Here is a 14,157-nt window from a genome sequence, read left to right on the forward strand (position 1 = left end):
CTCTACTTCTCCTTTTTCTTGCCCAACAGACCTCCTAAAATATTTTTGGCTTTCTCTTTAACCACATCTTCTTCCTTCTTCTTTGGTGTTGCAGTGTCCGTTTTAACCGTGGTCGTATCTTTTTTACTACCTCCTAAAAGGCCACCTAAAACTTCTTTTACATCATCTTTAGTAGATGTTTTGGTAGAATCGGTTTTAGATGAATTTCCACCTAAAACATTACCGATTAAATCTTTTGCCTTATCCTTACCTTTATTGACCAATTTTTGTTTTTGAATCTCAACCAATTGATTGGTTAAGGTCTTTACTCCAGAGGTCAAATCCGTACTTACACTTGGGTTTTCATAATTACCCCCAATATTGGCAACCACGGGAATCTTCAAATCTTTAAGGTCATCCTCACCTATCTGAGCGATCAACTTACCTATATCACTACCTAAATATTTAGCAGGCACCTCCATAGTAGCCTTGTAATCCATTTTTTTATCAAAAGTGTGGCTACCCCCAACATTGATGGCTATATCCTTATATTTTACGGTAAAAGGCTTCACGTTTACCAGACCATTTTCAAAAGTAAGTTTAGTTTTCAGGTCGTCTAGATTAAGCTGCTTTAGGTCAATAAAATTTAACTTACTATCTAGAGCAGTAAGCAACGGAGCACTTTCCGAATCAATTTCCTTTGTCATGATATCCGCAAAGATATCACCGGTCAAAGTCAACAGGTCGGGCACCAAATCATCTGTTAGACTACCGGAAAGTTTAATATCCGAATCTAGCGTTCCCTTTAAAATCTGAGCAATTGGCGCAACTGCCTTAAAAAGCTCAAGAGACTTAAAAGTTTCACTTATCCCCAACTGCTTCATATCTAAATTCATGGCAAATCTTGGGGTCTCCTCTTTTGTTGAAACCTCGCCATTAAAGGCCATTTTACCATTAAAAATAGAAGAGGTCATATTAGAAAGCGTAGCCTTTTCATCCTTAATCTTCAAATTACCTTTTACATCTTTTAACGTAAGATTGTCATACAGAACCGTATTTGCCGATGCATTTATATTAGCATCCAAGAAAGATGGAATCTTAATTTTCTCCTCGGTAGTACCTGCTGTTTTGCTTTCTTCAGTTTTTTTTCCGGATGCTTCGGGTTCCGTCTCCTCAACCATAAAATCGCTTAATGCAAAAGTGTTTGAAGAAAGGTCAAAATCTCCCTCTACCTTTTCGTCATTGAACATAAAGCCCAAAAGGTTCTTAATAGTTCCTTTGGCACTAAAATCAGTCTTTCCGGTAGTACCGCTCAATTCATTAAGGGTAACCGTAGAAGGGTTAAAGGTTAAACTTGTAGTCTTTAGTTTTACGGGGTTTGGTATTTCAGCGGACTTGTATTCAAAATCGCTAATACTAACTTTTCCGTTTGTAGTGGTCTTCTCATATTGTTCCTTCTCTATGGAAGCCATATCAAATGCCGTACTAACATCTGCCACTAGAAGTCCCTTTAAATCTAAATCAGCAGGAACAGGATATGCCTTCTTAAGATTGGCCAAATTCATTTTACCATCTATATGGGCCTTTACCTTGGTATTACCCATTAACTCCTTAATATTAGCGGTCATATTAAACTTATCCTCATCGATCATAAAGGAAAGCTTATCTATATCTACATACGTATCCTCGGCAATACCAGTGGTATTGTTAATCTCCGTATCTATAAAGACGTTTCTAACGGATTTTGGTAAATCGGGATATTTAAAAGATGCATTTTCTGAATTGATCTTAATATTGAACTTAGGAATATGCTCCTCATCTACAATACCGTTAAACTTACCTTCTAACATAAAGTTTCCGGTAGTTTTAACGTTCTCTATATTTTTTGAATACTCCTCTGGAATAACCGCCAAAAAGTTTTTAAAGTCGGAAGACGGGGTCTTGAACGAAATATCAATCTCTTGGTTATCTTCATTCACTTTAATAAAACCATCAAACACTAAGGCCAACTGATTGATTAGGGCCTCATTTTTCAAGAAAGTGTATTTACTTTCCTTTAAGTCAACACCAATAAGGGCATCTAACTGAATTTTATTCTTGTTCAAGTAATTGGTACTGTCCATTTCAAAAGAAACCAAAGCTTCCGTAAACGTGTCCAACTCTGATTTCTCCAAAGAAAGGTCGCCTTTACCATTGTGTTGCATCTCCGAAATCTCCAAACGCATTCCGGTAGATCGGTCATCATATACAATTTTGGTGTCCGTAATGGCATACGATTGCAGGTCAAGGTTAAAACCATCCGTGCTTTCTGTTTCGGCAGGTGCATTGGGCTCATCAGAAGGTATGGCTATGTCAAAACTGGCATTTTCTTCCTTATCAATAGTAACGTTAACGAGGGCACCATCTACGGTTAGACTTTTAACCCCTATAGGCTCATCCTGCCCTTTAAACAACTCTCCAATACCCATGGAAAGCGCTACTTTTTTAGAAGCAAAAAGCGTATCGCCTTCAAATGGCGCTTTGTTCAACAGAACTACATCTTCCAGACTTACTTCTGCATTGGGAAAACTACTAAAAAGGCTTAAATCGGCTTCCGAAAAATCAAGCGTAGCGTTCACATTATTGTTTACGTTATTCTTAATAATATCTCCAATTTTGGATTCTAGAAAGAAAGGAGCGGCAATCAATACACCCACTATAAGTAGTACTATTACCCCTATAATTCTGATTATTTTCTTTTTCATATTTCTAATTCAAATACTGATTCAAATAAAATTTAACGGAACAAAATAGGCATGCGTTCATCCAAACCTTAAAATCGCCATTAAACAAACCTCAACCTAACAAAAGTGAAGCGGTCTTTTTAGCTCTTAAATCAAGATTCTTAACCCTATCGGATACAACTCAAAAAAGCATTGAATATTATACCTCTAAGGCTATTTCTTCGCCTACGGCCAATTTGAACCGTTTTCTCATGATATATACGAGCAAATACAAAAAAGGAGTGTCTAGAAATGCTATAAAAATCTTAAAAATGAATCCACTTACCACTAAGCCAAAAAATAGGTGCCATGGCAGAATTCCAAAAACACAAAGTAGCCCTACCACGGTGAAGGTATCTACAAACTGAGAAAGAAAAGTAGAAAAATTATTACGCACCCAAAGATATTTGCCTTTAGTAAGCTTTTTCCAAAAGTGGTAAATAGCAATATCTATGTATTGAGCGAAAAGATAAGCGATCATGGATGCTAAAACCGCTATGGGAGAAAGTGCAAAAACATTGGTAAACGTACTATCATCTACCGGAGAAGATGGTATGGCAGGGGCCACCTCTGCCACAAGAATTATCCCCATAGAGAACAAACTTGCAAAAATGCCGGCCGTAACTATCTGGTTAGCCTTTTTTCTTCCGTAGATTTCAGAAATCAAGTCCGTGATCAAAAAAGTAATAGGGTAAGGTAGGATTCCAACGGATACCTCAAACAAGGATACGCCAAAAATAGTAAAATCACCAAACGGGTTCCAATAGAAAAACTTCTGAAAAATAAGATTGGAAACCACCAATGAGGTAATAAAAAGGGCTCCCAAATACAGGTATATCTGATATGCCAAACGGCTATCTCTCACATTCATATGTAATTTCTTATTAAAAACATCGGTGAACGGTACAATTTCGCCGATGGTCGTTCGTTATTGCATCACTACCTAAAAACCAAAAATAGCTTAAAAAATACCAAGCATGAAAAAAACGATACTTACATCATTACTTGTTTTAGGCGGATTAAGTGCCAAAGCACAATCGTATGTCGGTTTCTTGACAGACAACTACAGCGGTGTACACAGCCTAATTGCCAACCCTGCAAACATTACTGATTCCAGATTTAAAACCGATATAAACATTGTAGGCGCAAGTACTTTCTTCAGTAATGATTACTACGGATTGAAATTGGGAGATGTAGTTACATCCGATTTTGACTTTGATACGGACGGCACAAAATATCCAAAAGACAGCAACAACTTTTTTGGAAACGCAGATGTGCTAGGCCCCTCCTTTATGTTCAACCTTACCCCAAAAAGCTCATTGGCCATTTTTACCCGGGGAAGAGTAGGTTACAACGTAAATAAAATAAACGGAAATACCTTTGAAAGCATCTCCAACGATTTTGATGAGAACGATGATCTTTTGATTGATGAAGACGATGTGTACCTAACTGCAAATGCATGGGCAGAAGTTGGGGTTACCTATGCGCAGGTTCTCATGAACAAAGACCAGCATTTCTTAAAAGGAGGTATCTCATTAAAATACCTACAAGGTATGGGCAATGCCTACGCCAGCGGTAAAAACATTACCATAGATTATGATGCCGATGGCACTCCCCTTCCCGGAGGACGAACTACAGGAAGTATTGAGTCCGTTGGTGAAGTAAACTATGGACATAGTGATAATATTGATGACAACTTTGAAGATTTTGATGTTGAAATCGTTGATGGCGCCACAGGTTTTGGCGTAGACTTAGGAGCCGTATACGAATGGAGACCGGATTACGCTTCCTATTCTTCAAAAGACGGTTCTAACACTTTTAAACATCAGAATAAATATAAACTGAAATTTGCCCTTGCCATTAGTGATATAGGTTCCATTAACTATAAAAATGGTACACAGAACAATTATGATATTACGGGAACGGTAAATGAAGACGATTTTGAAAACGAAGACAATCTAGAGGATATCCTAGATAATTTATACACCCAGACAGGAACAGGGTCTTCTGAAAAATTCGCTTTACCTACAGCTCTTCATTTTAATGTGGACTATAGTTTGAACCAAAGGTTTTACCTGAACTTAAACACGGATTTCTCATTACGCTCCAACAGCAAGGTAAACGCGAACAGAATACCTACTATGGTTTCCTTAACACCTCGTTTTGAAAGTAAATGGTTCAGTTTTTATATGCCCGTAAGCCTTACCCAAGGTTCCGGAGCGCAATGGGGTGCCGGTTTTAGAGCAGGACCTTTGTATATTGGTTCCGGGTCTGTTATGACCTTATTGTTAAGTGACAATTCCAAAGCTGCAGATGTATATGCAGGATTAAAAATACCGGTATACCAAGGAAAACCTAAAGATCGAGATGGTGATGGAATAGTAAACAGAAAAGACGATTGCCCCGATGAATTTGGACCAGCGGAAAACAATGGTTGCCCATGGCCTGATACTGATGGTGATACCGTAGTTGACAAAGACGATAAGTGCCCTGAAGAAGCAGGTGAAGTTTTAAACGATGGCTGCCCCTTGGTAGATTCGGACGGTGATGATGTTATGGACGAAGATGATAAGTGCCCAAATGAAGCGGGTGCTGCCGAAAATGAAGGATGCCCATGGCCTGACACTGATGGCGACGGTGTACTGGATAAAAATGATGACTGCCCTAATGAAGCGGGAACGGTTTCCAACAACGGTTGCCCAGAAGCACCGGAAGTTACCGAAGAAGTACAGAAGCAATTGAACGATTACGCCAAAACTATTCTTTTTAATTCTGGAAAAGCGAGTATTAAAGCAGAGTCTACGAGTGTTATGGTAGACATCATTACTATTCTAAAAGAATACCCGGATGCCAAATTTACCGTAGAAGGTCATACGGATAGTGTAGGAAGCGAAGCCACCAACCAAAGGTTATCAGAGTCCAGAGCTACGTCCGTAAAAGATTTCTTGGTAGAAAAAGGTATAGACAGCTCCCGATTAACCGCTGTTGGTTATGGCGAAAGCAAACCTATTGCCTCTAACATGTACAAAGATGGTCGTGCTCAAAACAGAAGAGTAGAAATCAACCTTGTAAAATAGAACATCAAAATCAATTATATACCAAAAGAGCCAGCGTATAGCTGGCTCTTTCTATTTTAAACAACTGATCTTTGTTATTTTATGTCCAACACAAAAGGCATGCGCGCCTGAACGCCTTCTTGATTCATAGCGGACTTTACTTGCTTTAGTATAGAATATGCTTCCATACCTATTTCCTCTTCTATAAACTCTTGTTTCACCTTTGCGCTGGCACCTCCTAAATCTTCTAAGATACGTTCCAGACCGGTTTTATATTTCGGAAACTTTTTTATTCCGTAATCACTCAATTCTGCCATACGGGCGGCTTCGGCAATAGCATCCTCTAAATTACCAAGTTCATCTATGAGGCCTATACGCTTTGCATCTACCCCACTCCATACTCTACCCTGTGCCAAGCTATCCGCTTCTGCCATACTAATATTCCTCCCCTGAGAGACCCTTTGCAAGAAGGTATCATATGTATGCTCAATACTTTCCTGAACATATCCTCTAAACTCACTGGTCATAGGCTCAAAAAATGAATATTCCAGAGAATTTTTGTTTGTCCCCACCTGTTCTGCATTTACACCTATATCCGCGGCCAACTCGGTCATATTGGGCACGGTTCCAAAAACTCCTATAGACCCGGTAACCGTTGTAGGTTCCGCAAAAATCTTGTTCGCACCAACTGCAATATAATACCCACCGGATGCGGCAACGTTACCCATAGAGACTATAACAGGCTTCACCTCTTTGGCCAATTCTATTTCTCGCCAAATGATATCTGAAGTCAGCGCACTTCCACCGGGAGAATTCACCCTAAGAACTATTGCTTTTACGTCTTCGTCTTCCTTCGCTTTAATAATGGCTTCGTTTATAATACCTTGACCAATTACATCAGGGCCACCTTCGCCATAAAGTATTTCGCCTTGCGCAAAAACAACGGCAATCTTATCCTTACCTTTCTTAAGCACTTTCTTGTTGGAACGAATTACATAGTCCTCTAAGGCTACAATATTTAAATCGTCCTCTTTTTTTAGATTAATGGCATTTCTTAGTTTTTCTTCATATTGGTCAAAGAAAATAACATCATCTAAGAGGCCGTTTGCTTTAGCATATTCCGGGGTTCTTCCTCCTAAAGTATCTGCAATAATGTTAAGATCGGCATGCGAAATACCTCTTCCTTTAGAGATGTCCTCAATTATTGAATTCCAAAGCGAACCCATTAATTCTTCAATCTGGGTTCTATTGGCCTCACTCATTTCATTAGAGATAAAAGGCTCTACGGCACTCTTATATTTTCCATGGCGAATAACCTCCATCTTTACACCGGTCTTCTCTTGTAAATCCTTAAAAAATAGAACTTCGGTAGACAATCCACGAAAATCCAATCCACCTACCGGATTCAAAAAAATAGAATCCGCTACACTGGCCAAGTAGTAATCTTTTTGCATGTAAAAATCGCCATAAGTATAAATAAATTTACCCGAAGCCTTAAAATCTTCCAATGCCTTTCTTACCGCCTGTGTCTGCGCCAGACCGGCCATCATAAAGTTATTGTTGATGCTTATACCCTTAATATCATCATCATCTTTTGCTACGGTAATGGCATGTAGAATTTCATCCAAACCTTGGGATTGTTCCATAAATGCCCCGGTAAAGGGATCCATATCATTGTTACCTACATAATCACTAATAGGCAACTTTAATTGTAGCTCCAAAATGGAGTTCTTTTTTATGGAGACGGTTTCTTCGGAACTACCTGCAATGCCAATAAAAATAATGGTCATTATGAAAATAACTCCAAAAGCAATCAAGCAGCCAATTATGGCCGCCAGAAGATTTCTTAAAAATTTCATGAAAATTGGGTTAGTATTTTTACCCAAAGATAATGAACTCACCTCTACTTTTTGTTACTTTGCTATATATTATGAGCAACCCCAAAACAGTTTACCTATCACTAGGAAGTAATCTTGGTGACACTTTAAATAACCTGCAAGACGCAGTATTCGCTATAAACAGCACCGCCGGAGAAGTCCAGAAGATATCTCATGTGTATCAGACAAGCTCTTGGGGTTTTGAATCTAGCGACTTCATGAATATTTGCCTGTCGTTAAAAACCACCATGGCTCCGCAAGAGCTATTGCGTACCCTTTTAAAAATAGAAACGCAATTAGGAAGAAGACGATTTACGGAAGAAGGCTACCAACCCAGGCCTATTGATATTGACATTCTTTATTACGAAAGGGAGGTTCTAATTTCCGAAAACTTGGTTATCCCCCATCCGGAACTGACGTATAGGAAATTCGTGCTCAAACCCTTGTCCGATATTGCACCGCAATTTTATCACCCAATCGTGAACAAGGATACACGAAACCTTATTCAAGAATGTAGGGACAAAGGTAAATTAGAACGTACGGCCTTTAAGCTGCATCGCAACAGAGCCGACCTATTTGCCCATTTAAACTTCATTGCTATTGAAGGTAACATTGGAGCAGGTAAAACTACCTTGGCCAACAAAATATCGGAAGATTTTAACGGAAAACTGGTATTGGAGCGTTTTGCGGATAACGCCTTCCTACCCAAATTTTATGAGGACCAAAGCCGTTATGCCTTTCCTTTGGAGATGTCATTCCTAGCGGATAGATACCAACAGTTTACAGATGACACCTCGCAATATGACCTTTTCAAAAAGTTCATGGTGAGCGATTACGACATTTACAAGTCCCTTATTTTTGCCCGAATTACGTTGCAGACGGAAGAATTTGAACTGTACCGAAAGCTTTTTCATTTGATGTACAAAGAGGTAAAAAAACCTAAAGTATATGTCTACCTCTACCAAACTACGGAACGTTTGTTGGACAACATTAAGCAAAGAGGCAGGGATTACGAACAAAAAATAGCCCCTGACTATCTTAAAAAGATTAACAAGGGATATTTTGAGTTCATAAAAGGATATCCGGAACAGAACAACTTGATCATTGAATTGGGAGATATGGATTTTGTAGAAAACAAAGACGACTACAATACCATTATTGATAAGATCACCAAATTTGCCGTTCGGTTGCCCAACTAAGATTTTAAGGCATTCCATTTAGACCAGAGGTCCCAAACAACCACACCTGCACTCACCGAAATATTCAATGAATGTTTGGTGCCGTATTGCGGAATTTCCACTACCCTTTGGCTGGCGTTCACCACTTCCTGCGAAACCCCTTTTACCTCATTACCGAATACTAGCGCATACTTTTTATCCGCATCTATGGTAAGTTCATTAAGCATGACCGCATTTTCCGCCTGCTCAATGGCCAAAACCGTGTAACCGTCAGATGTCAAGGAGTTTACCAAATCAACCGTGTTTTCACGATATTCCCAGTCCACACTCTCGGTAGCGCCCAAAGCCGTTTTTCTTATGTCTTTGTGCGGAGGCTGCGCTGTAATGCCACAGAGGTATATTTTTTCTATTAGAAATGCATCCGCCGTCCTAAAGACCGAACCTACGTTATTCAAACTTCGTATGTTATCCAAAACAATAACAATAGGCGATTTTTCGGCCTTTTTAAAAGCTTCTACATCCAATCGGTTCAATTCTTCATTCTTAAGTTTGCGCATGCTAAGATTTCCCTAAACGGGTTATTTTTATGGTTACATATAAGGTAAAACGCTGAAGATAAACTTATCCTGAAATATCAACAATGGTTTATCATCCCTATAAAAAATAGTACTTTCGTTTTACTGACTTTCGCCGTAAAATTAAACTATTCTTATCGCTTTGGGAAAATCGCAAAAAACAAAAAAGGTAACGCCTTTAATGAAGCAATACAACACCATCAAGACCAAGTATCCTGATGCCCTGTTATTGTTCCGTGTAGGCGATTTCTACGAAACTTTTGGTGAGGACGCCGTAAAAGCATCCAAAATTCTGGGCATTATACTCACCCACCGTAATAATGGTGGTGACCGCACCGAATTGGCCGGTTTTCCGCACCACTCCCTCAACACCTATTTACCCAAATTGGTAAAGGCCGGTGAACGGGTGGCCATTTGTGATCAGTTGGAAGATCCCAAAATGACCAAGACCATTGTAAAACGGGGCGTTACGGAATTGGTTACTCCCGGCGTTGCCATGAACGACGATATTTTAAGCGCAAAGACCAACAACTTTCTTTGTGCCGTTCATTTTGGTAGAAAATTATTGGGTGTATCCTTTGTTGATATTTCTACAGGCGAATTTTTAACTTCGGAGGGCACCGAAGAACAAATAGACAAACTCCTGCAAAACTTTGCTCCTAATGAGGTTTTGGTTTCCAAAAAGCACAAAAAAGAATTTCTAGATGTTTTTGGGAAGCAGTTTCACACCTTCTATATGGAAGATTGGGTCTTTCAGAACGATTATGCGCAAGAAACCCTAACCAATCATTTTAAGACCAGCACCCTTAAAGGGTTTGGCGTAGACCATCTGGCACACGGTATTATTGCTTCCGGGGTGGTATTGCATTATTTATCCGAAACGCAACACCGCCAACTGCAACACATAAACAGTTTAAAACGTATTGCGGAAGAGGAACATATTTGGATGGACCGCTTTACAATCAAAAACTTGGAACTTTACCATTCCTATAATCAAAATGCGGTAACCCTTCTAAGTATTATAGACAAGACCTTATCACCTATGGGAGGGCGAATGTTGAAGCGGTGGTTGGCCTTACCTTTAAAAAATACGGAGAAAATTAGCCGAAGGCATCAAGTGGTTTCCCATTTGCACGGCAACGATGATACTTTATTAAAAATACAGCAGCGCATTAAGCAAATGGGCGATTTGGAACGCCTTATTTCCAAAGTAGCTACGGGAAAGGTAAATCCAAAGGAAATCGTACAGCTCAAGAATTCACTTGAAGCCATTATTCCCATAAAACAGCTTACGGCACAGAGTAAAGACGAGTCGCTTCAGCTTATATCAGACCAGCTACATGCTTGCGATATGCTTCGTAGCAAGATCAAAGAAATGATCAATGAAGAAGCTCCTGTTCATATTCCAAAAGGTAAAACCATTGCCGATGGATACTCGGACGAGCTGGACGAATTGCGCGGACTGGCTTTTTCGGGCAAGGATTATTTGGACAAAATGTTGGCTAGGGAAACCGAGCGCACTGGCATTACATCTCTTAAAATAGCTTCCAATAACGTTTTTGGTTATTACATTGAAGTCCGAAATACGCATAAAGACAAGGTACCGGAAGAATGGATACGCAAACAGACCTTGGTAAATGCCGAACGCTACATTACGGAAGAGCTCAAAGAATACGAAGCAAAAATCCTGGGTGCGGAAGAACGTATTCTCAACTTGGAACAACAACTGTTTTCCCAATTGGTAGTTTGGGCACAGGAATATATTGCACCTGTACAGAACAATGCACAGCAAATTGCGCAATTGGATTGTCTTTGCGGCTTTGCACAACTGGCCAAAGAGAACAACTACGCCAAACCGGTAATTAACGACTCTACCGAAATCAATATTAAAAACGGAAGACACCCGGTCATAGAAAAGCAATTGCCCTTGGGCGAGACGTATATTGCCAATGATGTAATTTTAAACCGGGACGAGCAGCAAATTATCATGATTACCGGTCCTAACATGAGTGGTAAATCCGCCATTTTAAGACAAACGGCGCTAATCGTACTTCTTGCACAAATGGGCTCCTTTGTACCTGCGGAAGCTGCCGAAATTGGTTATGTAGATAAAATTTTTACACGAGTTGGTGCGAGCGATAATATTTCTATGGGTGAATCTACTTTTATGGTAGAAATGAACGAAACAGCCTCCATCCTAAACAACCTCTCAGAACGCAGCTTGGTTCTTTTAGATGAGATAGGCCGTGGAACCAGTACTTATGACGGTATTTCCATTGCATGGGCTATTAGCGAGTATCTGCACGAACACCCGGCAAGGGCAAAAACACTTTTTGCCACACATTATCATGAGCTTAATGAAATGTGTAACACTTTTGAACGCATCAAAAACTTTAACGTATCCGTAAAAGAGCTAAAAGACAATGTTCTTTTCTTGCGTAAATTAACCGAAGGTGGAAGCGAGCATAGTTTTGGTATTCACGTGGCAAAAATGGCGGGAATGCCCTCCCAAGTCATTCACAAAGCGAACAAAATTCTCAAAAAATTGGAGAAATCGCACTCCAGTGAAGAGCTAACGGACAAATTACAAAGTGCCCAAGATGAAATGCAATTGAGTTTCTTTAATTTGGACGACCCCCTACTGGAACAAATAAAGGAAGAAATCACCTATCTAGATATCAACACCTTAACACCCGTTGAAGCCCTTATGAAATTGAATGAAATTAAGCGGTTGCTCACCAAAAACAAGAAGGCCACCTCTTGATTTTTTAGTCCAAAAAACCGTTGTTTTTTTATTTTTCAGATTTCATAAAAAATTTCTTTGCGTTTTAGAGAATTGTATTAAATTTGCATCCGCATCTGTGAAAGATGTCACGTTCTTTACCTTAATACAAAACGCGAAAATAGCTCAGCTGGTAGAGCGCCACCTTGCCAAGGTGGAGGTCGCGGGTTCGAATCCCGTTTTTCGCTCTAAGAGCAAAATACCGCTCAACGAATTGAACGCTGCATGACAGCGTTTTTTTGTTAAAGACTTTACCAATAGCGGCTCGAGTGGTGGAATTGGTAGACACGTTGGACTTAAAATCCAATGGACATTAGTCCGTACGGGTTCAAGTCCCGTCTCGAGTACTTTAAACCCTTGTTAATCTTCGGATTTTCGAGGGTTTTTTGGTTTTTGAAATTTGTTTTTGACTTTAAAACAAATAGTTTTCAGGGATCAAGTCATAAAGTTGTGGGATTTTTGGCTTTAAACTAAATATGTTAAATAATTGTCTTTAAAAAACGCTTAAAATTAGTTATTAACACCCTTACGACGAACAAATTAGCTTTTAAACGATTACTTATAAAGACCATTCGCATAACACTTGACTCTTAATAGTGTTATTTAGTTACTTAGTCATCTGAAACTGATAGCTACATCAACTTTATACTTTTCTTAAGAAGTAAACGACACTGATGACTCTCCCCTCTACCAGTTTAATCTGAACAGGTAAAAATAATATTATGCAGATTTTATTTATTTTAGGAAATGGATTCGATTTAAATCTAAATCTAGATACCAGTTATGCTAGTTTTTACAAATATTATGAATCTGTAAAATCTAATAACAAAAACATAAATAAATTAAAAAAAGACATTTCAAATCGACTAGAAAACTGGTCTGATTTAGAAATTGAACTAGGTCAATATACGAATGAATTAACTTCTATCGATGAATTTGACGATATCATGAACGATATAGGAGAAAGGTTAGCAAAATTCTTGGCTGCCGCCGAAAATAAATTAGACATCGAAAAAGTAAACAAAGAAAAATTCTTTGATTACCTATGTTTCCCTGAAAAACTTTTTCTCCCCTCTGACAAAGAGAAAATTATATCGTATAAAAACAAATGGCCCAATCATCAATGGGAAACAAATATATTTACATTTAACTACACTACTGTCATAGAAAAAATACTTGGCGACACTCAAAGGAATGTAGTTCTTGGCTACCACGGAAATAAGGTAGCAATCAAACTAACCCAAATCAAACATATACACGGATTCTTGGACAAGGACATGGTAATGGGCGTTAATGACATATCACAGATTGGAAATAAATCTTTTTGCGAAAATGTAGATATATTAGAGTCGTTAGTAAAGAGTCAATGTAACGAGGCTAATCGAAATAATATAGACCGTCAATTTGTAACGAAAATAAAATCTGCCCATCTTATCTGTATTTTTGGTTCCTCTATAGGAGAAACAGATAAAAAATGGTGGCAACAGATTGGAGATCGTCTAAAACAAGATGTACGCTTAATTATTTTCACGTTAGGGAACGAAATTCAGCCTAGGACAAGATATTTATCTGCTAGAATAGAAAGAAACATAAAAGAGCATTTTCTGAGTAAGACAAAACTAACCGAAGCTGAAAAAAAACTAGTTCGAGAAAAAATATTCATTGGACTCAACACTCAAATGTTTAGTGGCTTAATCATTAATGAAAAGTCAGCCTAAACAATTGACAAAGTTCTGCCTATTAGGAACGAAAAAAATAATGTCTTCATACTAAAACTCTGTAAGATTGTTTCCTACAAAACAAAAGCAGTCCAGAATTTTATATTTTTCGAAAAACCTCCGTATTTCCTAATTTTCAAATAAACACCCATTATAGGCTTTCCCTATAAAACAACTACACCTATATTGAAATACCTTACATTTTAAGTAAGATAGTAGCCCATTTGGAC

Annotated in this window: 8 protein-coding genes and 2 tRNA genes; 6 read left to right on the forward strand and 4 right to left on the reverse strand. The window is 38.7% G+C overall.

Features of this window, described 5'->3' with window-relative positions:
• Positions 1-2: 2 nt before the first annotated feature.
• Both KO513_RS07770 and KO513_RS07775 read right to left on the reverse strand, forming a co-directional pair.
• On the reverse strand, positions 3-2,723 hold the full coding sequence (locus tag KO513_RS07770) for an AsmA family protein (RefSeq protein WP_215912931.1): 2,721 nt from the start codon (positions 2,721-2,723) through the stop codon (positions 3-5).
• Between the two features lie 178 nt (positions 2,724-2,901).
• Entirely contained in the window at positions 2,902-3,612 is a 711-nt protein-coding gene (locus KO513_RS07775; protein ID WP_215438463.1) for a queuosine precursor transporter, read from the reverse strand.
• 106 nt (positions 3,613-3,718) lie between these two features.
• Here KO513_RS07775 and KO513_RS07780 point away from each other — a divergent pair, with 106 nt between their 5' ends.
• Positions 3,719-5,818: an OmpA family protein gene (locus KO513_RS07780; protein WP_215912932.1), complete on the forward strand. Its 2,100-nt coding sequence runs from the start codon at positions 3,719-3,721 to the stop codon at positions 5,816-5,818.
• A gap of 74 nt (positions 5,819-5,892) precedes the next feature.
• Here KO513_RS07780 and sppA read toward each other — a convergent pair whose 3' ends face one another.
• Positions 5,893-7,656, reverse strand: a complete 1,764-nt coding sequence (gene sppA, locus KO513_RS07785) for a signal peptide peptidase SppA (protein WP_215912933.1) — start codon at positions 7,654-7,656, stop codon at positions 5,893-5,895.
• Between the two features lie 71 nt (positions 7,657-7,727).
• Between sppA and folK the strand changes: the two genes are divergently transcribed.
• Positions 7,728-8,873, forward strand: coding sequence for a 2-amino-4-hydroxy-6-hydroxymethyldihydropteridine diphosphokinase (gene folK / locus KO513_RS07790; protein WP_215913989.1), 1,146 nt, complete (start codon positions 7,728-7,730; stop codon positions 8,871-8,873).
• On the opposite strand, the gene KO513_RS07795 is transcribed toward folK, so the two are convergent.
• Entirely contained in the window at positions 8,870-9,409 is a 540-nt protein-coding gene (locus KO513_RS07795; RefSeq protein ID WP_215912934.1) for an RNA methyltransferase, read from the reverse strand. The genes folK and KO513_RS07795 overlap by 4 nt on opposite strands.
• Positions 9,410-9,608: 199 nt before the next feature.
• Here KO513_RS07795 and mutS point away from each other — a divergent pair, with 199 nt between their 5' ends.
• The 4 genes from mutS to KO513_RS07815 all read left to right on the forward strand — a co-directional run bounded on the left by mutS (position 9,609) and on the right by KO513_RS07815 (position 13,927).
• A complete protein-coding gene (gene mutS / locus KO513_RS07800; protein WP_215438467.1) occupies positions 9,609-12,191 on the forward strand; it encodes a DNA mismatch repair protein MutS in 2,583 nt (860 codons plus the stop codon).
• Between the two features lie 133 nt (positions 12,192-12,324).
• Positions 12,325-12,397, forward strand: a tRNA-Gly gene (locus tag KO513_RS07805).
• A 75-nt stretch (positions 12,398-12,472) separates the two neighbouring features.
• Positions 12,473-12,556, forward strand: a tRNA-Leu gene (locus KO513_RS07810).
• Positions 12,557-12,931: 375 nt separating this feature from the next.
• Positions 12,932-13,927, forward strand: coding sequence for an AbiH family protein (locus KO513_RS07815; RefSeq protein ID WP_215912935.1), 996 nt, complete (start codon positions 12,932-12,934; stop codon positions 13,925-13,927).
• Positions 13,928-14,157 lie beyond the last annotated feature (230 nt).

The sequence above is a fragment of the Zobellia sp. B3R18 genome (assembly GCF_018860715.1).
In the GTDB taxonomy this organism is placed as follows: domain Bacteria; phylum Bacteroidota; class Bacteroidia; order Flavobacteriales; family Flavobacteriaceae; genus Zobellia; species Zobellia russellii.

Bases quoted from the DNA above. Each gene is read 5' to 3' on its own strand.
- mutS (WP_215438467.1), top strand. From the start codon at position 9,609: ATGAAGCAATACAACACCATCAAGACCAAGTATCCTGATGCCCTGTTA.
- KO513_RS07770 (WP_215912931.1), bottom strand. From the start codon at position 2,723: ATGAAAAAGAAAATAATCAGAATTATAGGGGTAATAGTACTACTTATA.
- folK (WP_215913989.1), top strand. From the start codon at position 7,728: ATGAGCAACCCCAAAACAGTTTACCTATCACTAGGAAGTAATCTTGGT.
- KO513_RS07795 (WP_215912934.1), bottom strand. From the start codon at position 9,409: ATGCGCAAACTTAAGAATGAAGAATTGAACCGATTGGATGTAGAAGCT.
- KO513_RS07780 (WP_215912932.1), top strand. From the start codon at position 3,719: ATGAAAAAAACGATACTTACATCATTACTTGTTTTAGGCGGATTAAGT.
- KO513_RS07815 (WP_215912935.1), top strand. From the start codon at position 12,932: ATGCAGATTTTATTTATTTTAGGAAATGGATTCGATTTAAATCTAAAT.
- KO513_RS07775 (WP_215438463.1), bottom strand. From the start codon at position 3,612: ATGAATGTGAGAGATAGCCGTTTGGCATATCAGATATACCTGTATTTG.
- sppA (WP_215912933.1), bottom strand. From the start codon at position 7,656: ATGAAATTTTTAAGAAATCTTCTGGCGGCCATAATTGGCTGCTTGATT.